The sequence below is a fragment of the Pseudomonas sp. P116 genome, assembly GCF_020149425.1.
GTDB classification, from domain to species: Bacteria; Pseudomonadota; Gammaproteobacteria; order Pseudomonadales; family Pseudomonadaceae; genus Aquipseudomonas; species Aquipseudomonas anatoliensis.
The window spans coordinates 113,178-136,201 of the sequence record NZ_JACVHB010000010.1 but is presented as its reverse complement, the minus strand read 5'-3'; the positions used below and the strand labels follow the sequence as shown (position 1 = coordinate 136,201).

The 23,024-nt window shown below is 58.6% G+C and carries 17 protein-coding genes; 7 read left to right on the top strand and 10 right to left on the bottom strand.

All coding sequences use genetic code 11. The annotated features are described in order from the left end of the window. The first annotated feature begins 14 nt into the window (after positions 1 to 14). From ICA15_RS27125 to ICA15_RS27115, 3 genes are all read left to right on the top strand, one after another. Positions 15 to 2,177 carry a xanthine dehydrogenase family protein molybdopterin-binding subunit gene (locus tag ICA15_RS27125; protein ID WP_210555167.1) on the top strand — a complete coding sequence of 721 codons (2,163 nt, stop codon included), beginning with the start codon at positions 15 to 17 and terminating at the stop codon, positions 2,175 to 2,177. A gap of 1 nt (position 2,178) precedes the next feature. After that, positions 2,179 to 2,757 carry a hypothetical protein gene (locus ICA15_RS27120; RefSeq protein WP_210555168.1) on the top strand — a complete coding sequence of 193 codons (579 nt, stop codon included), beginning with the start codon at positions 2,179 to 2,181 and terminating at the stop codon, positions 2,755 to 2,757. A gap of 62 nt (positions 2,758 to 2,819) precedes the next feature. Continuing rightward, positions 2,820 to 3,785 (top strand): sensor domain-containing diguanylate cyclase, encoded by a 966-nt coding sequence (locus tag ICA15_RS27115; RefSeq protein ID WP_210555169.1) that lies wholly within the window; start codon positions 2,820 to 2,822, stop codon positions 3,783 to 3,785. Between the two features lie 29 nt (positions 3,786 to 3,814). Here ICA15_RS27115 and ICA15_RS27110 read toward each other — a convergent pair whose 3' ends face one another. Continuing rightward, on the bottom strand, positions 3,815 to 4,762 hold the full coding sequence (locus ICA15_RS27110; RefSeq protein ID WP_210555170.1) for a hypothetical protein: 948 nt from the start codon (positions 4,760 to 4,762) through the stop codon (positions 3,815 to 3,817). Positions 4,763 to 5,210: 448 nt separating this feature from the next. On the opposite strand from ICA15_RS27110, the gene ICA15_RS27105 reads away from it, so the two are divergent. Continuing rightward, entirely contained in the window at positions 5,211 to 6,359 is a 1,149-nt protein-coding gene (locus tag ICA15_RS27105) for a hypothetical protein (protein ID WP_210555171.1), read from the top strand. A gap of 184 nt (positions 6,360 to 6,543) precedes the next feature. On the opposite strand, the gene ICA15_RS27100 is transcribed toward ICA15_RS27105, so the two are convergent. The 9 genes from ICA15_RS27100 to gloB all read right to left on the bottom strand — a co-directional run bounded on the left by ICA15_RS27100 (position 6,544) and on the right by gloB (position 20,680). Next, entirely contained in the window at positions 6,544 to 9,696 is a 3,153-nt protein-coding gene (locus tag ICA15_RS27100) for a hypothetical protein (RefSeq protein ID WP_210555172.1), read from the bottom strand. Between the two features lie 151 nt (positions 9,697 to 9,847). Next, the gene (gene fabI, locus ICA15_RS27095; protein WP_007910591.1) at positions 9,848 to 10,642 is read right to left on the bottom strand and encodes an enoyl-ACP reductase FabI; all 795 of its coding nucleotides are present in this window, start codon (positions 10,640 to 10,642) and stop codon (positions 9,848 to 9,850) included. Between the two features lie 19 nt (positions 10,643 to 10,661). Continuing rightward, a complete protein-coding gene (locus tag ICA15_RS27090) occupies positions 10,662 to 12,272 on the bottom strand; it encodes an ABC transporter ATP-binding protein (protein ID WP_150618183.1) in 1,611 nt (536 codons plus the stop codon). Position 12,273: 1 nt separating this feature from the next. After that, complete coding sequence (locus ICA15_RS27085; protein WP_150605136.1) at positions 12,274 to 13,293, bottom strand: ABC transporter permease; 1,020 nt, start codon at positions 13,291 to 13,293, stop codon at positions 12,274 to 12,276. 1 nt (position 13,294) lies between these two features. Further along, positions 13,295 to 14,368: a microcin C ABC transporter permease YejB gene (locus ICA15_RS27080; protein ID WP_150605135.1), complete on the bottom strand. Its 1,074-nt coding sequence runs from the start codon at positions 14,366 to 14,368 to the stop codon at positions 13,295 to 13,297. A 4-nt stretch (positions 14,369 to 14,372) separates the two neighbouring features. Beyond that, positions 14,373 to 16,214: an extracellular solute-binding protein gene (locus ICA15_RS27075; protein WP_150618184.1), complete on the bottom strand. Its 1,842-nt coding sequence runs from the start codon at positions 16,212 to 16,214 to the stop codon at positions 14,373 to 14,375. Next, on the bottom strand, positions 16,211 to 18,043 hold the full coding sequence (locus ICA15_RS27070; RefSeq protein WP_210555173.1) for an extracellular solute-binding protein: 1,833 nt from the start codon (positions 18,041 to 18,043) through the stop codon (positions 16,211 to 16,213). Before ICA15_RS27070 ends, ICA15_RS27075 begins: the two co-directional genes overlap by 4 nt. 306 nt (positions 18,044 to 18,349) lie before the next feature. Beyond that, positions 18,350 to 19,813, bottom strand: coding sequence for a transglycosylase SLT domain-containing protein (locus ICA15_RS27065; RefSeq protein WP_150605523.1), 1,464 nt, complete (start codon positions 19,811 to 19,813; stop codon positions 18,350 to 18,352). Positions 19,814 to 19,912: 99 nt separating this feature from the next. Continuing rightward, positions 19,913 to 20,680: a hydroxyacylglutathione hydrolase gene (gene gloB, locus ICA15_RS27060; protein WP_150605522.1), complete on the bottom strand. Its 768-nt coding sequence runs from the start codon at positions 20,678 to 20,680 to the stop codon at positions 19,913 to 19,915. A gap of 66 nt (positions 20,681 to 20,746) precedes the next feature. On the opposite strand from gloB, the gene ICA15_RS27055 reads away from it, so the two are divergent. The 3 genes from ICA15_RS27055 (at position 20,747) to dnaQ (ending at position 23,007) form a co-directional block, all read left to right on the top strand. Further along, complete coding sequence (locus tag ICA15_RS27055; RefSeq protein WP_150605521.1) at positions 20,747 to 21,505, top strand: class I SAM-dependent methyltransferase; 759 nt, start codon at positions 20,747 to 20,749, stop codon at positions 21,503 to 21,505. Between the two features lie 91 nt (positions 21,506 to 21,596). Then, positions 21,597 to 22,058 (top strand): ribonuclease HI, encoded by a 462-nt coding sequence (gene rnhA / locus ICA15_RS27050; RefSeq protein ID WP_150595434.1) that lies wholly within the window; start codon positions 21,597 to 21,599, stop codon positions 22,056 to 22,058. 190 nt (positions 22,059 to 22,248) lie between these two features. Then, on the top strand, positions 22,249 to 23,007 hold the full coding sequence (gene dnaQ / locus ICA15_RS27045; RefSeq protein ID WP_150605520.1) for a DNA polymerase III subunit epsilon: 759 nt from the start codon (positions 22,249 to 22,251) through the stop codon (positions 23,005 to 23,007). The last annotated feature ends 17 nt before the right edge of the window (positions 23,008 to 23,024 follow it).

Sequence of the window (23,024 nt, the reverse complement as noted above, 5' to 3'; positions counted from 1 at the left end):
CGGGGAGAGAGACGATGAACAGTCCCGTATCGCGTCGGGGTTTTCTTAAAGGCAGTGCCATGTTGGGCGGCGGTCTGGTGGTGGCGTTTGCCGTGCCCGGCGGTCACCGGTTTGCCATGGCGGCTGAGAATGAGGGCAAGGTCTTTGCGCCGAATGCCTTTCTGCGCATCGGCGCCGACAACAGCGTCACCGTACTGCTCGGGCATTCGGAAATGGGCCAGGGCATCTGGACCGGCCTGACCATGCTGATCGCCGAAGAACTGGACGCTGACTGGTCGACCATCCGCGTCGAACATTCGCCCGCGTCGGCGGCGGATTACGGCATGCCCGCTTTTGGCGGCATGCAGATTACCGGCGGCTCGACGTCGACCTGGATGGAGTTCGACCGTTATCGGTTGGCCGGTGCAACGGCCCGGCAGATGCTGGTCGAAGCGGCGGCCAAACGTTTTGACGTCGCGCCTTCGACGATTCGCACCGAATCGGGTGTGGTGATTGCCGGCGATAAACGCGCGACCTACGGCGAATTGGCGGACGCTGCCGGGCAACTGCCGGTACCGGATCCGAAATCCATCACGTTCAAGGAGGCCAAGGACTGGAAAGTCATCGGCAAACCGACAAAACGCCTCGACACCCCGGAGAAAATCACCGGCCGCGCCAAGTTCGGCATGGACGTGCAATTCGAGGGTTTGATGACCGCCATGGTCGCCCGAGCGCCGGTTTTTGGGGCAACGGTCAAATCCTTCGAAGGCGCCCAAGCATTGGCGATCCCGGGCGTACATAAAGTGCTGCAGGTGCCGACTGGCGTGGCGGTGATTGCGCAGCATTACTGGGCGGCGAAGCTGGGCCGCGATGCGCTGAAAGTCGATTGGGATCTGGGGCCTCACGCGGATCTGAGCAGCGAAAAACTACTGGAAAGCTTTCGCAAACTGGCCACCACACCGGGCACTTCCGCCAGTCAGGCCGGGGATGCGAAGGGCAACTTTACCAACGCGGCGAAGAAGATTGATGTCGAGTACAGCGTGCCGTATCTGGCGCACGCGCCGATGGAGCCTTTGAACTGCACGGTGAAAATCAGCGCGCAGAAATGCGAAATCTGGACCGGCACGCAGTTTCAGACGCTCGATCAAATGGTCGCCGGCAAGATCACCGGATTGAAACCCGAGCAGGTGGAAATCCACACTGAATTTCTCGGCGGTGGGTTTGGCCGCCGGGCCAATCCGACGTCGGATTTTGTCGCTGAAGCCGTGCAAGTGGCGAAAGCGGCGGGTCTGCCGGTGAAAACCGTGTGGTCGCGGGAGGACGATATCCGCGGCGGTTATTACCGCTCGATGTTCCTGCATCAGGCGCGAATCGGCCTTGGCGCGGATGGTCTGCCGCTGAGCTGGCAGCATGTGCTGGTCGGGCAATCGATCATGACCGGCACGCTGATGGAAGCGACCATGGTCAAGAACGGCATCGACCCAACGTCCGTCGAAGGTGTCAGCGACAGTCCGTACGTCAAAGGTCTGGCCCACCATCAGGTCGATCTGCATTCGCCGCAGACCGGAATCAACGTGCTGTGGCTGCGTTCGGTGGGGCATAGCCACACGGCGTTTGTCATGGAATCGCTGATTGACGAAATGGCCACGGCGGCGGGCAAGGACCCGGTCGAATACCGGCGAACATTGCTCAAGGAGCATCCGCGGCATCTCGGTGTGCTCAATCTGGCGGTGGAAAAGGCCAACTGGACAGCGCCGCTGCCGGACGGCCATGCCCTCGGTGTCGCGGTGCACGAATCGTTTGGCAGTTATGTGGCGCAGGTCGCGCAGGTCTCCCAGGACAATCTGGCGATTCGCGTGCATCGGGTGGTGTGTGCGGTGGACTGTGGCATTGCGGTCAACCCGCAGAGCATCGCGGCGCAGATGGAATCGTGCATCACCTTCGGTCTGGGCATGGCGCTGCACAGCAAGCTCACGCTCAAGGACGGTGCGGTCGTGCAGTCCAACTATCACGATTATCAGGTGCTGCGGCTCAACGAGATGCCGGTGGTCGAGGTGCACATCGTGCCCAGCAGCGACAAACCCGGCGGCATCGGTGAGGCCGGTGTGCCGCCGACCGCGCCGGCCGTGGCCAACGCGGTGTATGCCCTGACCGGGCAACGCTTGCGCGAACTGCCGCTGCAACTGTCGGGGGTGTGAGATGAAACGACATTTAGTCTTGGGAACGCTGGTGTTGGTCGGTCTGGGCGGCTATGCCTCGGATTTGTTCGCCGATGATCAGGAGGCCCTGAAAGCCTTCGGCACGGTGCAGAAGGTATTCCAGAGCCCGCGCTGCCAGAACTGCCACATTCCCGGCGATTCGCCGCTGCAATTCGACGCCGGTATCCCTCATGCGATGAACGTGGTGCGCGGTATGGACGGCAAGGGCGCCGCCGGTTTGCCTTGTGCCACGTGTCATGCTGACAACAATCCGCCGGCCAGTTACGGCCCCCATGCCCCTCCGGGGGCGCCGCACTGGAGCCTGCCGCCAGCGGCGCACAAAATGGCCTGGATCGGCCTGCCGCCAGACAAACTCTGCGCGATGATCAAGGATCGTTCGAGCAACGGCGACCGCGACTTCGCCGCACTGCTCAAACACGTCAGCGAGGACAAACTGGTGCTCTGGGGCTGGAACCCCGGCACAGGGCGCGCGCCAGTGCCGGTGCCGCACGACATATTCGTCAACCAGTTCAAGCTCTGGGCCGATGCTGGAGGGCCATGTCCGGTGGTGGGTGGTTGATTGAGTGAGTCCGGGTAGATTTAGCGCTACTCTTAGGAACATTGATGCCAATGGAGTGTGTGATGCTGGTTCCCGGAAAACCTGCCAACGAAGAGGCGCGCATCCAGGCGCTGCGTGGCCTCAATCTTCTCGATTCGGCTCCCGAAGAGCGTTTCGACCGACTCACGCGGTTGGCCAAACGCCTGTTCAATGTGCCGATCGCGCTGGTGACACTGGTGGACAAGGACCGTCAGTGGTTCAAATCCTGCGTCGGGCTCGATGCCACGCAAACATCGCGGGATGTCTCGTTCTGTGGTCACGCGATCCTCAGTGACGACCTGCTGCTGGTGCGTGATGCCCGCGAGGATGAGCGCTTTCATGACAATCCGTTGGTGATCGGCGAGCCGAACATTCGTTTTTACGCCGGCTATCCGCTGACCGTGCCCACGGGCAATAAACTTGGCACGTTGTGCCTGATCGACACCAGACCCCGTGATCTCGACGAAGAGGAGCGTGCACTGCTGCGTGACCTGGCCGAAATGGCCGAGCAAGAGCTGACGGCGGTGCAGATGGCGAGCATGGACGAGCTGACGCTGCTGTCCAACCGTCGCGGCTTCAAGCAGCTGGCCCAGCATGCGCTGGACGCCTGCGCACGCCTCAAACGGCCGGCAACGCTGCTGTTTTTTGACCTCAATGACTTCAAGCAGATCAACGATCTGTACGGCCATGCCGAGGGCGACAGTGCACTCAAGACCTTCGCCGATGTGCTACGCATCGCCTTTCGCGAGAGCGACGTGGTCGGGCGCTTGGGCGGCGATGAATTTGTCGCGCTGCTGACCGGCTCCAGCCATATCGAAACCACAGCGGTCATGGCACGCCTGAAGGAAATACTCGAAGAGCGTAACGCCACGCTGCACCGCGGCTACGCCATCCGCTTCAGCGTCGGCCAGATCGAATACGACCCGAAGCGCCATGAAACCGTGGATCGATTACTGGCCGATGCGGATGGCGCGATGTATGCGCATAAGCAGGCGTTGAAGGGTAGTTGAATCGGAAACAGCCACGAGCAGGCTTGCATTCACGTAATTGCCTGCTCGGATATTGCGTGCAAAGGGGTTACGCATACCGATGGACTAAGAAAGTCGATGTGAAAGCCTGATGAACCGTCACCGATCGCTAGATGAACGCCGTTGATACCTTCATTCATTTGGGAATTTATTTTGTAGTCAATGTCTGGCGCAATAGCTTCATTCACTCCGATGGCAAACTCCGTCAATTTCAGGCCACGAATGCCGGCAGCAAGATCAAGGAGTTTTATTTGTTCCTCGTCGTTTGTCTTGAATGAAATTATCGTGTTGTCTTGTATCGATAGAAGTGCACCCTCTTGAGCGATGCGATCACTCAGCCATCTAAGTGAGGATTTCAAGCCCGCTGGTAATGTTGGGTTTGGCTTTCTGAGTACCGTCAATATTCCTGCGACTCTTAATGTGCCGGTAAAAGAAAATGGGCTGGGTTCTTCAGGGTGCATATGTGCGTAGTGGACTTCAAAGAACTCCGCAACGGACTGAACAAAATTGCCAGATATATCTTCCGGCAGCAGCGCGTAAGGTTTTGCGTGAGAGTGAATCGAAACTGAGGCTGTGGCGTTATTACCAGACAGGGAGAATTCCTGGTTGGAGTTCAACATGCTCAGCACCGATCGTTGCATCAAGAGGGAATGTTCAAAATTGCTGCGGAGCAGAAGTTTGAGACTGTAGATTGCCGCAGTCACGGTGGGCTCGAACACTTGAGTCGCGCAGAAAATACTCTTTTTGCTATCTGTGACTTTTGCGATTTCAAACATCGCTCTTGCAGCTCGGTTGCTAAATGAAAAAACGATTGTGTTTTTGGGTAGTTTCGTCAGCTCAAAAATGTTAGCCGTTTTGAAACCCAGGAGTGCACATTCTGTAAGAAAAACATCCGAGTCGGCGATGATTGAAAATCCCTCATGGCCGAAGAGTGTCGATATCATGTTTGAGGTTGACATGGAACTCTCCTGATGGACAGGCGCGCGGCGTGAGTGTCGCCACGCGCTATTTTTGTTTAATCTTCAGAGTTGGCCCAAGCGAGTGGGGCCCATCCGAAATTTTCAGGTCCAGAAGTAATTCGCTTGAGTTTTTCGTTGATGGTTATTTCGATGCTCATTTGATTTTCCTTTTTTAGTTTTTGTTTTTTACTCCCGGAACTGCTGGGGAGGGATGAATTAGTACCTGAGTTTTTTGACGTGTTAAATGGTTCATTTGATTTTTTTAAGAATAATTTTATCTATCTGTTTTGTCGGTGGCGTGTTTTAGTTATTTGTCTGGGTTCTGGCTGTAGTACCGATCTGAAAATTGAATATCAGTGGTTTTTGTTGTTGTGAGGGGTGAGTGTTTTGTAGTTAGGTCTATTTATGGTTTTTGGGTTTATATAAAACTTGGTCGGAGGGAAGCACAGTGCACGTATCAAAGAAATACCTGACAGAAGCATCTGTTCACGAGGCTTTGCTGTTGGACGATTTAACTGAAAAAAGCAATCCTGACCACGCTGTACGGCTATTGCTCGATGAAGTTCTTCTGGGGCTTGCCGAAAATGGCTGGCCTCAAGCCCAGTTGCAAGTGGGACCACGGATCGTCTCCGCTGAAGAAAATTACGGATTACTTGGATACGACCCGAAAGAGATCACGCTGGGTAGTGAACACACTCGATGGGTCGATGAACACTTCCTCTTGCGAACCCAAACCACGAGTCAGATCCCCAAGGCGCTTCAACTAGCCGCTCAGGTTCGACAACCGGGGCAGACGATCTTGTTGGCTGCGCCGGGAATAACGTTCAGGCGTGATAGCCGGGATCGCTGGCATTGTGCGGAGCCTCATCAAATGGATATCTGGGTATTGGGCGATCCAGAACTGGCATCACATGAAAATTTATTGCGTCTGATCGGCGATATTCTCAAAGTTGCTGCTCCCGAAAAACCCTGGATTTACAGCGATAGCCCACATCACTACACCGAGGGTGGAATCGAAGTGAACGTTCTCATGGACGGTACGCCGGTGGAGGTCATTGAGTGCGGCCTTATAGCGAAGTCTTTGCTGGAGCGTTTGAATATTGACCCGCTGCGACATGGCGGGCTGGCGCTTGGGATGGGGCTGGATCGCCTCACGATGTTACGAAAAGGAATTCCTGATATTCGCTTGTTGCGCGATCAGAACGTGCGCGTGCAGGCGCAAATGCATGATCTGAGTCCATGGACTTCGGTATCGCGCCTGCCTTCAATTGCACGGGATATATCATTGGCGATAACGCCAGGCCTTAGTGAGGAAGTGCTGACTGAAAGGATGTTGCAGGCGGCGGGGGATTGCGCTGACTGGATTGAAGAGATGCAGATAAAGGGACGTTGGCCGTATGCGGATCTTCCAGTCCAAGCCATTGAACGGCTCGGCCTGCTGCCGGGGCAGGAAAATGTGCTTTTGCATGTGGTTTTGCGCGATTGTTCGCGATCAATCACTACCGCCGAGGCGAATGCCTTGTACGCCGAAATTCAGGCGGCAATGCATGAGGGCGCCCCCGGTGCAGGATACAAAATGGATCTGTCCAAGGCGTGACATGTACTGACCACAACCGATACACCACGGACCATGTAGGTGTGAGCCTGCTCGCGATGACTCAGTGTCAGGTGGCAAGGATTCAAAAAGTGCCACCGCCATCGCGCGTAAGCCCACTCCCGCAAGGGCTATGGTGTACTCGGATTTCAAGCATTCCAGAAGATTCTGCATGAGTGAAATTTCATCACTCCGACGGACTCAACGCCTGATAAAACGCCATCCACGTCGAGTGGCAGGTTTCGGTGTCCTTAAGATCGACGGCGGTCATTGCACGTTCCAGCGCCGCGGCTTCGTGCACTTTGTACAACTGGTTGACTGCGGCTTGGGCGATGGCGTTGACCTTGGCGGATGAAAAGGTGTCGGGGACCGTTACGGGCTGTCGTGCGAATGGCGCTCCCTCGACGGTGAGACGTTCAATCCTGACCTTGCTGCTTGCCGGGTTCTTGGGGCGAGTTCCTCGCAGGTATGCGTCCCCGTCGATTGCCAGTGAAGGCGGTGGCGCGCTGTCGGCTGTTGGCGCCAACAATCTCCAGTCGATATCCCTGCGCAACTGAACCTGCGAGTGTCGGACGAAGACTTCGAAGACCCGGGGCGTGTAGTCGCGTAGCAGCGCGATTATGGCGAACGGCCCCGTGTCGTTCCTCGGTTTGACTGCCGCGCCTGGCTGCGGCACCGGACTCAGTGCAAACAGCTCCAGTGTGGAATCTTCGATATCAATCCGTTGTTGCAAAGGTAGCTCGCAAAACGCCTCCTTGATCAAGGCCAGGCTGGCTTTTTTCATTTGAGCCAAGCGGTTGGTGAGGACGAAAGAGAACTGCTCGCAGACCTTCTTCAATCTGGAAAACTGCGGCGTCATTGTTTCCAGATTCAATTGGGCAAGCCTGGAGTTCCAGCCCGTCATGTCGGGCATCAGTCGGTTGGCCATGTGCAGATCCACCAGGGAATATTGCGGCGGATCGGTTTGCGGTACCGCGATTGCGTCGGTCCAGACCAGCACCTTGTCTTCGAGGTGACGGTGATTGGGGAAAATGCTGCGCAGGTCAGCCAATGCCACCGTATAGGGAGTGGGAAAGACCGGGTGAAAACCGTCACGGCACAGTTGGTCCAGCTGTTGAGTGTGCGCGCGGAAGGCCGTGCCGGCCTTTTCCAGCGTGGACGAATCGTAGGTGCTGACATCAAGGTCGGGCTCTGACCGGATCAAGCCTCTGGCGATGGCCCATTCGACCAGCACCAAAGTGCACGCGTGCCCGGCCCGAAAGGTCTGGAATTGAGGGGGTGGATGTTTGGCCAGAGTCATCAGTTGTTCGAATGTGAGCACCCGCGCCAGTCCCGCTTTTAACTGTTCGACGTACAACACCATCTGTTTGAGCATGACCCAACGGCACGAACTCATGTAGCCGACGGACTGGGGAATATCCCGAACCAGAAACTCTGGCGCTATGCCCGATAGCATCAGGTGTGTGGCCAGTACTTTGTTTCTGACTTGCGTCAGGTCGGGTTGACCGTCGATAAAGCGGCGTACTTCGCTGAAACTCTCGCCCCAGAAAAAGCGGTCGTTCAAGGGTTGGCCAATGACCTGTCGGGTGTGTTTTCCCATACTCGGGTCGAGACTCAATATCAGGGCAGCAAGGACCAGGCGTTCGCGGTTTATCGCGTCGAGTGCCTTTGCCATGTCAGTCAATCTGAATTTGCTCAACAATTGGTTGCCAAGATCCTGAGCCCGGGGCGCGCTCAGGATCTGGTTGAACAGGTAATCCGCTTTCGCGCGCAGAGCGGATCGGGGCAGGTCGGTTGCAATGCCTTCGTTCAAATAATCGATCAGCGGGGCTGAGCCTGATGGAAGAAACGCTGCAGTGGTGTCGATGATGAGCTGGCGTTCCTGCGAGGTGAACTGTTCAGTTTCATTTCCGGGAGGGCCCAACAGATACCAGTGGTCCATGTGCACCGGATGCAGTATCAGAAGGGTTTTTTCCCACTGCGCGGTGGTGCGGGCGGCGCCGACGTTTTCAGGTACGTCCATTTCGTAGTAGCGCATCATCTGTACCAGGCTGACTTTACCGTTGGTACGTATCTCTCCTCCTGCATCGCCCGCCAGGGTTTTTAGCTGCTCAAGCAACACTTTCAGTCCCGCGTGTCGCTCGACTTGCCGCTTCAGGGCAATCCACTTGTGGTTGTTGTCAGCGGTGCCTACCCGACCTGATTCGGTCACAAGCAATTGACTGTCCGGCGGGAGGTTTTTGCCTTTGAGAATCGCCTGAAAGGCCGGATTGGACCTGAACTTCAGCAGTGACTCCATGTGCCTCGCCACCAGTCGGCCCAACGTCGATGCAGGTTCCGGTCTGCTGAACTCCTCCAGACTGATCGCCTGGGAGCTTTCCTTGTTCCAGCTCAGCGCCTCCAGGCGCCCGATGATGTACTGACAGTTCTCGATGTCAGCAAACGCTTCCTGGTAGTGCCTGATGAGCAGATTGGTCTGCACGTAGCCACTGACAAAGGGCGGGAGTGGCCATTTTGCCTGGCGCAACTGCAGGATCAGCTCGCGGGTGTCCTTGGCATTGGCCGGCAGTTCGAAGCCATAGCGCGTTATGACGTAGCCGAGGTTGAGTTCAGACTCTGTCCTGGCAATTAAAGAGTCGGAGGTCAGCGATACCGACGTTGCGGCAATGCGAAACTGGACGAAAGGCTGTTTGCGCTCCTCTGCGGTCTGCAGGGCCTGCTCCAGTTCTGCCGCGATGACGCGATAATCTTCAAGCTGCGCGGTGCGCTCTTTGATCACCGCAGACGCCGTGTAGCCGTCGTTGTTGATCGGGGCAATTGCGCTGCTTTTCAGCTCATTGACAATCACCTGCGCCTGCTGGGTGTTTTGCGGTTCTGGATAGCCGTAGAACGCCAGCACCAGCCGGCGCGGAAAACGGGACTGCGGGTTGGCGGATTTACCGCCAATACAGGGCAAGCCGATCCCGGCCGGATCGATTCGTTGCGAAATCGACAACAGGACCGGCGCCATTTGCCACCAGCCGGAATCATCTTCCAGGGTGAATATCCTGAGGGCAGGCGTCGTTAGCGACGCAGTCAGGGCCTGCAATGTCTCGCCTTTGGGGCTGAACGTGTCGAGGTTGAGGTCGAACTGGCTGGCCCAATAGAGAAAATCCGGACGCTGCAGAGCGGTCCAGTAGAGTTCGGTCCACTCGCGCAACAGGCAGCCGCGCGGAATCTCAAGGGTGCGCGAGGGCGCCGTGGCATTTGCGACGGGCACTGCGGTCAATTCGTCGATCAGGCATTGGATCAATGCCTGATCGCCCTGGTCGGCAGCTGGATCTGATTCGGTTTCGTCCATCAGTGTTCTCCTATAGGCGGTTGAAAACCGCTGAGCGCCGATTGTCGAACGACGGGGAGAATCTCCGGTGGTACATAGTTATTGCCCGTGCGCGACTTTTGCGCAGGCGAAAAAAAACCGCCTCGAAAGGCGGTTTTTTTCTACATCGAGATTACTCTTCGATGTTGCCCATGGCGGTGGTGTTGAAGCCGCCGTCCACGTACATGATTTCACCGCTGATGCCCGACGCCAGGTCAGAGCACAGGAACGCGCCGGCGTTGCCGACTTCGTCGATGGTGACGTTGCGACGCAGTGGGGTTTGCGCTTCGTTGGCGGCCAGCATCTTGCGGAAGTTCTTGATGCCGGAAGCGGCCAGCGTACGGATCGGGCCAGCCGATACGCAGTTGACGCGGGTGCCGTCCGGGCCCAGGGAACCGGCCAGGTAACGTACGCCAGCTTCCAGCGAAGCCTTGGCCATGCCCATCACGTTGTAGTTAGGCATGGTGCGCTCGGCGCCCAGGTACGACAGGGTCAGCAGGCTGCCGTTGCGGCCTTTCATCATTTCGCGGCCGGCTTTGGCCAGGGCCACGAAGCTGTAGGCGCTGATGTCGTGAGCGATGCGGAAACCGTCACGGGTGGTGGCTTCGGTGAAGTCGCCGTCCAGTTGGTCGCCCGGGGCGAAGCCAACGGAGTGCACGATGCAGTCCAGGCCGTCCCACTTCTTGCTCAGTGCTTCGAAGACCTTGGCGATTTCTTCATCGCTGGCCACGTCGCACGGGAAGCACAGCTCAGGGCTCGAACCCCAGCCTTGGGCGAATTCTTCAACACGACCTTTCAGTTTGTCGTTCTGATAAGTGAAGGCAAGCTCAGCGCCCTCGCGATGCATGGCGGCAGCGATGCCGGATGCGATGGACAGCTTGCTGGCGACACCGACGATCAGTACGCGCTTACCGGCGAGAAAACCCATGTGTTGCTCCTCTTTCAGGTTATTGCGCAGTGGCTGGTGCCAAAAAAGCGGCTTCCAGCAACTGCTGTGTATACGGATGTTCAGGGGCGGCAAAGATTGCTTGCGCGTCTCCCTGTTCGACCACTTGGCCATGCTTGACCACCATCAACTGGTGGCTCAGCGCTTTGACGACAGCCAGATCATGGCTGATGAACAAATACGTCAGGTTGTACTTGGCTTGCAGTGAACGCAACAGCTCCACCACTTGCCGCTGCACCGTCCGGTCGAGCGCCGACGTCGGCTCGTCCAGCAGGATCAGCGCCGGTTTAAGCACTAACGCTCGAGCAATGGCGATGCGTTGCCGTTGCCCACCGGAAAATTCGTGAGGGTAGCGGTGCCGGGTTTCCGGATCCAGACCTACCTCCTTCAATGCCGCAATAATTGCCGCTTCCTGTTCGGCAGCGGTACCCATCTTGTGAATCCGCAGGCCTTCACCAACGATGTCGCTGACGCACATCCGCGGGCTCAGACTGCCGAACGGGTCTTGAAACACCACCTGCATCTCCCGGCGCAACGGGCGAATCTCGTTCTGCGTCAGGCAGTCTAGCTGCTTGCCTTCAAAACGGATCGCGCCTTTGCTGCCGATCAGCCGCAAAATCGCCAGACCCAGCGTGGATTTACCGGAACCGCTTTCGCCCACAATCCCCAAAGTCTGACCTTGAGGCAGGCTGAAATTGATGCCGTCCACTGCCTTGACGTAATCCACCGTGCGCTTGAGCAGGCCTTTCTTGATCGGGAACCAGACTTTCAGGTCCTCGACCTCAAGCAGCGGCGCCCCGATTTTATTGGTCGCCGGGCCTCCGCTGGGCTCCGCGCCGAGCAATTCCCGAGTGTACGGATGCTGCGGCGAACGGAACAGCTCTGCGCACGATGCCTGTTCGACGATGCAACCGCGCTGCATGACACATACACGATGCGCAATTCTTCGCACCAGGTTCAAATCGTGACTGATCAGTAGCAACGACATGCCCAATCGGGCCTGAAGTTCCTTGAGCAAATCGAGGATTTTCAGCTGAACGGTCACGTCCAGCGCCGTGGTCGGCTCATCTGCGATCAACAGTTCCGGCTCGTTGGCCAAGGCCATCGCGATCATCACCCGCTGGCGCTGGCCGCCGGACAGTTCGTGGGGCAGGGCCTTGAGGCGCTTGTGCGGCTCGGGGATGCCGACCATCTCCAAAAGCTCCAGCGTGCGCTTGGTCGCGACTTTGCCGGTCAGGCCCTTGTGGATGCCGAGCACCTCGTTGATCTGCTTCTCGATCGAGTGCAGCGGATTGAGCGAGGTCATCGGCTCCTGAAAAATCATCGCGATGCGGTTGCCGCGGATGTGGCGGATGGTTTTCTCGCTCAGGTTCAGCAGGTTTTGCCCGGCGTAATTGATGCTGCCGGCCGGATGCCGCGCCATCGGGTAGGGCAGCAAACGCAGGATGGAGTGGGCGGTCACCGATTTGCCGGAGCCGGATTCGCCAACCAGCGCCAGGGTTTCGCCGCGTTTGATGTCGAAGCTCACGCCCTCGACCACCCGGTGCAGGCGCTCGCCGAAACCGAATTCGACGGCGAGGTCGCGCACTTCGATCAGATTGTCCTGATTCATTTCACTTCCTCGGGTCGAAGGCATCGCGAGCGGACTCGCCGATAAACACCAGCAAACTCAACATCAGCGCCAGCACCGCAAACGCACTCATGCCCAACCACGGCGCTTGCAGGTTGGATTTACCCTGAGCCACCAGCTCGCCCAGCGACGGGCTGCCGGCCGGCAAGCCGAAACCGAGGAAGTCCAGCGCGGTGAGGGTGCCGATGGCGCCAGTGAGGATGAACGGCATGAAGGTCATGGTCGACACCATGGCGTTGGGCAGAATGTGGCGGAACATGATCGCCCCGTTCTGCATGCCCAGCGCCCGCGCTGCGCGCACATATTCGAGGTTACGGCCACGGAGGAACTCGGCACGCACCACATCAACCAGACTCATCCACGAAAACAGCAGCATGATCCCCAGCAGCCACCAGAAATTCGGCTGGACGAAACTGGCCAGAATGATCAACAGGTACAGCACCGGCAAACCCGACCAGATCTCCAGAAAACGCTGTCCGGCCAAGTCGACCCAACCACCATAGAAGCCCTGCAAGGCCCCGGCGATCACGCCGATGATCGAACTCAGAATGGTCAGCGTCAGGGCAAACAGTACCGAAACGCGGAAGCCGTAAATCACCCGCGCCAGCACATCGCGACCTTGATCATCGGTGCCCAGCAGGTTGTCCGCCGACGGCGGGGCAGGGGCCGGGACTTTCAGGTCGTAGTTGATGCTCTGATAGTTGTACGGAATCGGCGCCCACAGCACCCACGCATCCTTGGCCTTGAGCAGTTCGCGGATGTACGGGCTCTTGTAGTTGGCCTCCAGCGGAAATTCGCCGCCGAAGGTGGTTTCCGGGTAGCGCTTGATCGCCGGGAAGTACCAGTTGTTGTCGTAGTGCACCGCCAGCGGCTTGTCGTTCGCGATCAATTCGGCGCCCAGGCTTAGCCCGAACAGGATCAGAAACAGCCACAGCGACCACCAGCCGCGCTTGTTGGCCTTGAACAGTTCGAAGCGGCGGCGGTTGAGAGGGGACAGGTTCATCTCAATGCTCCCGGCTTTCGAAGTCGATACGCGGATCGACCAGGGTGTAGGTGAGGTCGCCGATCAGTTTCACCACCAGCCCCAGCAGGGTGAAGATGAACAGGGTGCCGAACACCACCGGGTAATCGCGGTTGATCGCTGCTTCGAAACTCATCAGACCGAGGCCGTCGAGCGAGAAGATTACCTCGACCAACAACGAGCCGGTGAAGAAGATACCGATGAATGCCGACGGAAAACCGGCGATCACCAGCAGCATGGCGTTGCGGAAGACATGGCCGTAGAGCACGCGATGGCGGGTCAGCCCCTTGGCCTTGGCGGTGACCACGTATTGCTTGTTGATCTCGTCGAGGAAGCTGTTTTTGGTTAGCAGGGTCATCGTCGCGAAATTGCCGATCACCAATGCTGTCACCGGCAGCGCCAGGTGCCAGAAGTAATCGAGGACCTTGCCGCCCATGCTCAGTTCGTCAAAGTTGTTCGAGGTCAGTCCGCGTAACGGGAACCAGTCCAGATAACTGCCGCCGGCAAACACCACTATCAGCAGGATTGCGAAGAGGAACGCCGGGATCGCGTAGCCGACGATGATTGCCGAACTGGTCCAGACATCGAAGTGACTGCCGTGCCGCGTGGCTTTGGCGATCCCCAGCGGGATCGACACCAGGTACATGATCAGCGTGCTCCACAGCCCCAGCGAGATCGATACCGGCAGCTTTTCCTTGATCAGGTCGATGACCTTGGCGTCGCGGAAGAAGCTGTCGCCAAAATCCAGCGAGGCGTAGTTCTTGACCATGATCCACAGACGTTCCGGGGCCGATTTGTCGAACCCGTACATGTGCTCGATTTCCTTGATCAGCGCCGGGTCCAGGCCTTGCGCGCCGCGATAGGCGGAACCGGCCACCGACACTTCGGCACCGCCGCCGGCGATGCGACTGGTGGCGCCTTCGAAGCCTTCGAGCTTGGCGATCATCTGTTCCACCGGCCCGCCGGGCGCGGCCTGAATGATCACGAAGTTGATCAGCAAAATGCCGAACAGGGTCGGGATGATCAGCAACAGTCGCCGAAAAATATACGCCAGCATCTGATTACTCCGTGCCCGCAGGGTCGGCTTGCAGTTTGGTTTCGACTTCTATTGCCGGTTTTGCGTCAGGTTTGACCCACCAGGTATTAATCCCGATGTCGTACTTGGGCGAGACTTTCGGGTGGCCGATGTGGTTCCAGTACGCAACGCGCCAGGTCTTGATGTGCCAGTTGGGGATCACGTAATAGCCCCACTGCAACACGCGGTCGAGCGCGCGGGCATGGGCCACGAGGCTTTTGCGCGTATCGGCGTTGATCAGGTTTTCGACCAGTTGATCGACGATCGGGTCTTTCAAGCCCATGGTGTTGCGGCTGCTCGGCTTGTCAGCGGCGGCACTCATCCAGAATTCGCGCTGCTCGTTACCCGGTGAATTGGACTGCGGGAAACTGCCGACAATCATGTCGAAGTCCCGCGAACGCACGCGGTTGATGTACTGCGAGACGTCGACACGGCGAATCACCAGATCAATGCCGAGGTCGCTGAGGTTGCGCTTGAGCGGCAGCAGCACGCGTTCGAAGTCGGTCTGCGTCAGCAGAAATTCGATGACCACCGGTTTGCCATTAGCGTCGACCATTTTGTCGTCGACGATCTTCCAGCCGGCCTCTTGCAGCAGTTGATAGGCCTCGCGCTGCTGCGTGCGGATCATGCCGCTGGCGTCGGTTTTCGGATTCTCGAAGGCTTCGCTGAACACCTGCGCCGGCAGTTTGCTGCGGAAGGGCTCGAGGATCGCCCGCTCATCGGCGTCAGGCAGGCCGGTGGCGGCCATTTCCGAGTTCTCGAAATAGCTGCGGGTGCGCGCATAAGCGCCGTTGAACAGTTGCTTGTTGGTCCATTCGAAATCGAACAGCAGGCTCAAGGCCCGTCGCACGCGCATGTCCTGGAACACCGGGCGACGCAAGTTGTAAATGAAGCCCTGCATGCCGGTCGGGTTGCCGTTGGCGATCTGTTCCTTGATCAACCGACCTTCGGTGACGGCCGGGATGTTGTAGGCGTTGGCCCAACTCTTGGCGGTCATTTCCAGCCAGAAATCGAATTGGCCGGCCTTCAGTGCTTCGAGGGCGACGGTGTTGTCGCGGTAGTAATCGGTGGTCATCGTGTCGAAGTTGTAGAAACCGCGATTGACCGGAAGGTCCTTGCCCCAGTAATCCTTGACCCGTTCGTAGCGCACCGAACGCCCGGCTTTCACTTCGGTGACCTTATAGGGGCCGCTGCCGAGCGGAATTTCCAGGTTGCCCTTGTTGAAGTCACGGCTGGCCCACCAGTGTTTCGGCAGCACCGGCAACTGGCCGAGGATCAGCGGCAGTTCGCGGTTGTTGGCGTGCTTGAATTTGAACAGTACTTTCAACGGGTCTTCTGCGATGACTTCGGCAACGTCATTGTAGTAGCCGCGAAACAGCGGTGAGCCTTCCTTGGTTAGCGTCTCGAAACTGAACACGACGTCGTCGGCGCGTACCGGGTGGCCGTCGTTGAAACGCGCTTCGGGACGCAGATAGAAGCGTACCCAACTGTTGTCCGGGGCCTTTTCGATCTTGCCGGCGATCAGACCGTATTCGGTGAACGGCTCGTCGAGGCTGTGCTTGGTCAGGGTGTCGTAGATCTGGCCGATGTCATCGGCAGGCACGCCTTTGCTGATGAACGGGTTGAGGCTGTCGAAGCCGCCGGACCCGGCCTGGCGAAAGGTCCCGCCCTTGGGCGCGTCGGGATTCACATAGTCGAAATGCTTGAAATCGGCCGGGTATTTCGGCGGCTCGTTGTACAGGGTCACGGCGTGTTGCGGGGCGGCAAACACCAGCCCGGCGAACAGCAAGCCGCTGGCCTGCACGAGCAGGGCGCGGATCGGTTTCATTGATCTTTCTCCGAAGACTTCAGCCACCACGCGCTCAGGCCCAGGGTGTAGGGCGGCGTGGTGACAAAGGCCAACCGGTTGCGGTAGGCCAGACGATGATAATTGAGGTACCAGTTGGGAATGATGTAGTGCTGCCAGAGCAGTACGCGGTCGAGGGCCTTGCCGGCGGCGACCTGCTCGTCGCGGGTGCGCGCCGCAAGCAATTGTTCGAGCAGGTGATCGACCACCGGATTGGCGATGCCCGCGTAATTCTTGCTGCCCTTGATCCCGACCTGGCTGGAATGGAAGTACTGCCATTGCTCAAGGCCCGGGCTGAGGGTCTGGTTGAGCGTCATCAGGATCATGTCGAAGTCGAATTGATCGAGGCGTTGTTTGTACTGGGCGCGATCCACGGTGCGCAGGCGCGCGTCGATACCGATGCTTTTGAGGTTCTCGATGTACGGCTGGAGGAGGCGTTCCAGGTTCGGATTGACCAGCAACAGCTCGAAGCGAAATGGCTGGCCAGCGGCGTTTTGCAGGCGTTGGCCATTGAGCTTCCAGCCAGCCTCGCCGAGCAACGCCAGTGCCTTGCGCATGGTGTCCCGAGGGACGCCGCGCCCGTCGGTCTGCGGCAGGGTGAACGGCTCGGTAAACAGCTTGGCCGGCAGTTGCTCCTTGTACGGCTTGAGCATCAGCCATTCGTGCCCGACTGGCAGGCCGCTGGCGGAAAATTCGCTGTTGGGGTAGTAACTGGTGGTGCGCTTGTACGCATTGCTGAACAACGCGCGGTTGGTCCACTCGAAGTCGAACATCAGGCCCAGCGCTTCGCGAACCCTGGTGTCAGCGAAGGTCGCTCGCCGGGTGTTCATGAACAGGCCCTGACTCTGGGTCGGGATCTGATGCGCGATCTGCGCCTTGATCACCTCGCCACGGCGCACGGCCGGGAAGTTGTAGCCGTTGGCCCAGTTCTTCGCCTGGTGCTCGATGTAGATGTCGAACTCGCCGGCCTTGAAGGCTTCGAAGGCGACGTCGCTGTCGCGGTAGAACTCGACTTCCATGCGATCGAAATTGTACTTGCCGCGATTGACCGCCAGGTCCTTGCCCCAGTAATCCTTGACCCGCTCGAAGATCAGCTGGCGCCCCGGCGTCACCGAAGTGATGCGGTACGGGCCGCTGCCCAGCGGCGGTTCAAAGGTGGTGGCCTTGAAATCGCGGTCTTTCCAGTAGTGTTGCGGCAGCACTGGCAGCTCGCCCAGGCGCAGGATCAATAGCGGATTGCCCGAGCGCTTCATCACGAAACGAATGCGCTGCTTGTTGAGGATGTCGACCCGCAGCACTTCCTGCAGCGCGGTGCGATACAGCGGATGACCTTCCTTGAGCAGCAACCGGTAGGAGAACGCGACGTCGTAGGCGGTGATGGGGGTCCCGTCGTGGAAGCGTGCTTCCGGGCGCAGATTGAACACTACCCAGCTGCGATCTTCGCTGTACTCCACCGATTGCGCGATCAAGCCGTAGCTGGATGCCGGTTCGTCACCGGATGGCGAATACTGGCCGGTGCCGACCATCAACGGTTCGTTCAGCTCGTTGATGCCGTACTGGAGGAAATTCCCTGTGGAAACCGGGCTGGTGCCTTTGAAGGTGTACGGATTGACCGTATCGAAGGTGCCGAACGCCATTACCCGCAACGTACCGCCCTTGGGCGCTTGCGGGTTGACCCAGTCGAAGTGGGTAAATCTGGCCGGGTACTTGAGCGTGCCGAACTGCGCATAACCGTGACTTTCGGTAATCGTCGCGCTTGCGGATGAGCTCAAGGCCAGGCTGATCAGGAGCAGGAGGAGGGGACGCTTCAAGTCAGATCTGATCCAGGCGGCTTGGGCTTTGTGGGCCGTACAGTAACAGCTTGTCTGGGCAGGAAAAAGATAGCGGGTTAATGCGGGGTTAATCGTAGCTCCCTGAGTAGTCTTTTTCCCCTGTGGCGAGGGGATTCATCCCCGTTGGACTGCGCAGCAGGCCTGCCTTTTGGGGATCAAAAGAGGGGCCGCTGCGCGCCCCAGCGGGGATAAATCCCCTCGCCACAGAATTCCCTGGGCATAAGAGCCCCTCAATATTTTTTCATAAAAAAAAAAGCCCCTGAATTTCAGGGGCTCTTTCATCAATCAATGCGGCGAATAAACCGTGAGCATCTGCCCAGGCTTCAGCGCCTTGCCGGCGCCCGGGTTCCAGCGTTTGAGATGTTGCATCTCTACGTTGAAACGCTTGGCCACCACATACAGCGTGTCGCCGCGCTTGACCTTGTACTTGGTCTGCTGGGCGCTCTCGGCCTTGCCTTTGGTCTTGCTGTTGGCCGCGATTACGGTGTTGACCCGGCCACTCTTGCGCGCAGGGCTGCGCTTGGTGTTGTCCTGCATCACCAGGGTCTGGCCGACCTTGAGATTCTTGCCGGTCAATTTGTTCCAGCGCTGCAGATCCTTGACTTCAACCTTGTTGGCCTTGGCGATGGTGCCAAGGTTGTCGCCGCGCTTGACGCGATAGGCGCGCTTGAGTTGCGCCACTTCGGTCGGGTCGGCACCTTCGAATACCGGCTTCAGCGAACGCGGGCTGATCAACTCGTCAGGTCGCATGGTTTGCAGGCTGGCGGTCAGCAGTTGCGCCTTGGACGTCGGCACCAGCAAATGCTGAGGGCCGTCGATGGTGGTGCGCTGCTTGAAGGCCGGGTTGAGCTGGAACAGTTCGTCTTCGTCGATGTTGGCCACCGCAGCGACTTTCGACAAATCCATGCGCTGGTTGATTTCGACGACCTGGAAGTACGGTTCGTTGGCGATCGGGTTGAGGTTCACCCCGTAGGCTTCCGGCGCCAGGACTACTTGCGACAGGGCCAGCAACTTTGGCACGTAGGCCTGGGTTTCCGCTGGCAACGGCAGGTTCCAGTAGTCGGTAGGCAGGCCGAGCCTTTCGTTACGCTCGATCGCGCGGCTGACCGTGCCTTCACCGGCGTTGTAAGCGGCCAGCGCCAGCAGCCAGTCACCGTTGAACATGTCGTGCAGACGGGTCAGGTAGTCCATGGCAGCGGTGGTCGAGGCGGTAATATCACGACGGCCATCGTAGAAACGGGTCTGACGCAGATTGAAATAACGACCGGTAGACGGAATGAACTGCCAGAGACCCACCGCGTTGGCCCGGGAATAGGCCATCGGGTTGTAGGAGCTTTCAATCACTGGCAGCAGGGCCAGTTCCAGCGGCATGTTGCGTTCTTCGAGGCGCTCGACGATGTAATGAATATAGAGACTGCCGCGCTCGCCAGCGCTCTCGAGAAAAGAGGGGTTACTGGCGAACCACAGGCGCTGCTGCTCGATGCGCGGGTTCACACCCAGGCCTTCCTGCAACTGGAAGCCCTGGCGCATGCGCTCCCAGACATCCTGAGGAACCTGAGGGGTGGGCTTCTCGGTCAGCCAGATCGGCTTCTGCTTGGCTCGCGCAGCAATGTTCGGCGTATGGGTCGCTTCAGGCTGCGGAGCATGGCTGGAGCAGCCCGCCAGCGTGGCGGACACAGCCACCGCGATGGCTTGTGCCAGGCGGGTCAGCGCGTCTGAATTGACGGACTTACGTATGGATGACGACATTGGCTGGAAGTAAGTTCCGGGCGAAAATGTCGGGCGATTCTAGAAAGCGCACCCCTTGCGGTCAACCATTCAGAATATTTGTATCAGGCGATGGGGTACTTAGAACGTATCTTTCCATGCTCGCAGAGCCGCAAAAACCTCGCTCGGCGCCCGGTTTTGAGCGCCTTCCCGTTCGTCCACTTTTTGTGTAACTAATGTTTCAGCGGTGCGCAAAAACGGATTTGTGAGCTTTTCCAAGGCCAGAGTCGAAGGCAGCGTCATGACCCCGTTCTGCCGTTGCTGGGTGACCTTTTCCAGACGGGCGGCAATGTCTGCGTTGCTCGGTTCAACCGCGGCGGCAAACTTTAGGTTGCTCAGGGTGTATTCGTGGGTGCAATAGACCAGCGTATCCTCGGGCAGCGCGGCGAGTCGACTCAGCGAGTGGTGCATCTGCTCGGGCGTGCCCTCGAACAGGCGGCCACAACCGGCGGCGAACAGTGTGTCGCCACAGAACAGCAAGCCGTGGTGATAATAGGCAATGTGTCCCAAGGTGTGACCGGGCACCGCGTAGACATCGAAGTCCCAGCCGAGCACGCTGACGCTGTCGTTGTCCTTGAGGGCCACGTCCCGTGCCGGAATGTTTTCGCTGGCCGGGCCGTAGACGGTGGCACCGCTGGCCTGCTTCAGGCGCTCGACGCCGCCGACGTGATCGTGATGATGGTGGGTGATCAGGATATCGCTCAGCGTCCAGCCAGGATGGGCGTCGAGCCACGCCAGCACGGGCGCGGCATCGCCCGGATCGACCACCACGCAGCACTGGGTGCGGTGATCCTGTAACAACCAGATGTAGTTATCGGTGAACGCGGGCAGGGCACTGATCTGTATCATCGTCGGAATTCGCCAAGCGGAAAACATTGGCGCATCTTAGTAGTTCCTGGCGCGTTGGAGAATGACATGACCGATAAAGCGTTCGCTCAGGCTGATCCCGACTGGCTGGCGTTGATCAGCGCCGCCCGTGAATGGCTGGCGGGCCCGCTCGGGCAATTTCTGCTGGATGAAGAGCGGCGCATGCTCGAAGACGAGCTGGGCCGGTTCTTTGGTGGCTATCTGGTGCACTACGGCCCCTCGGCCGAAACCCCGCCGTCAGCGCCGCAAGTGCAGCGCAATGTGCGACTCGGTGCGCCGCTGCCGGGTGTCGAGATCGTCTGCGAAGAGCAGGCCTGGCCATTGAGCGAGCACGCCGCCGACGTGGTGGTGATGCAACACGGTCTGGATTTCTGTCTGTCACCTCACGGCCTGTTGCGCGAAGCGGCGAGCAGCGTGCGCCCAGGCGGGCATTTGTTGATTATCGGAATCAATCCCTGGAGCACCTGGGGCCTGCGCCATGCGTTTGCTCATGACGCCTTGCGCAAGGCACGCTGCATCTCGCCATCGCGGGTTGCCGATTGGCTCAATCTGCTGGGCTTTGCGCTGGAGAAACGCCGCTTCGGGTGCTATCGTCCGCCGCTCGCGTCGCCCAAGTGGCAGGCCCGTCTGGCCGGCTGGGAACGCAAGGCCGGTGACTGGCAATTGTCGGGAGGCGGTTTCTACTTATTGGTGGCGCGCAAGATTGTGGTCGGGCTACGGCCATTGCGTCAGGAGCGTCGCGAGCCGATGGGCAAGCTGATTCCGCTGCCGATGGCCAAGGTCAACCGCCGCCGCATCGAACCGTAAACCTTCTTTTTATAGTGGCCGGACTTGCTTCGGCCGCGGTCATCGTCGATCCGCGATTGGCGAGGCACGCATTTTTTCTGGATAGATTGGCATGAGCGAAAGCGTCGAAAGCGTAGAACTGTTCACCGATGGCGCCTGCAAGGGCAATCCCGGCCCGGGCGGCTGGGGCGCCTTGCTGGTGTGCAAGGGCGTCGAAAAGGAGCTGTGGGGCGGTGAAGCCAACACCACCAACAACCGCATGGAACTGCTCGGCGCGATCCGTGGCCTCGAAGCCTTGAAGCGGCCCTGTGAAGTGCTGCTGGTGACTGACTCGCAATACGTGATGAAGGGCATCAACGAGTGGATGGTCAACTGGAAGAAGCGCGGCTGGAAGACAGCTGCCAAAGAGCCAGTCAAGAACGCTGATCTGTGGAAAGAGCTGGACGAACAGGTAAACCGCCACAAGGTCACCTGGAAGTGGGTGCGCGGGCACATTGGTCATCACGGTAACGAGCGCGCCGACCAGTTGGCCAACCGTGGGGTTGATGAGGTTCGCGGGTACAAGCAGAGCTGATTTCTCCTGATGCACCGTGGAGGCCCAATCGCCAGCAGGCTGGCTCCCACAGGGGATCTGTGAATGACATAGATCTCGTGTGGGAGCCAGCCTGCTGGCGATGGCCGCGCCACGGTCTGACTGAAACACCCCGTCGAGCGTGTTAACATCCGCGTTTTTGCACGATAGACCCGTTGAGAGCTGAGCACTGATGGCCACCAGATCCGTTGTACTCGATACCGAAACCACCGGCATGCCGGTGACCGATGGTCACCGGATTATCGAAATCGGTTGTGTCGAACTGATCGGTCGGCGCCTCACGGGCCGACACTTTCACGTCTACCTGCAACCGGATCGCGAGAGTGACGAAGGCGCCATCGGCGTCCACGGCATCACCAACGAATTCCTCGTCGGCAAACCGCGTTTCAACGAAGTCGCTGATGAATTCTTCGAGTTCATCAAAGGCGCACAACTGATCATCCACAACGCGGCGTTCGACGTTGGCTTCATCAACAACGAATTCGCTTTGATGGGTCGACAGGATCTCGCCGACATCACGCAACACTGCTCGATCCTCGACACCCTGATGATGGCCCGGGAACGTCACCCGGGTCAGCGCAACAGCCTCGATGCTTTGTGCAAACGTTATGGCGTCGACAACTCCGGTCGTGAACTGCACGGCGCCTTGCTCGACTCGGAGATTCTCGCCGACGTTTACCTGACCATGACCGGTGGCCAGACCAGTCTGTCGCTGGCCGGCAATGCCTCCGACGGCAACGGCACGGGCGATGGATCGGACAACTCCGCTACCGAAATTCGCCGCTTGCCGGCTGATCGCCAGCCAGCACGGATTATTCGTGCGACTGAAGATGAACTGGCTGCGCATCTGGTGCGGCTGGAGATCATTGCCAAATCGGCCGGTGGCCCGGCGTTGTGGACGCAGATTGCCGAGGCTGACGCCCAAGCCTGAAGATCAAAAGATCGCAG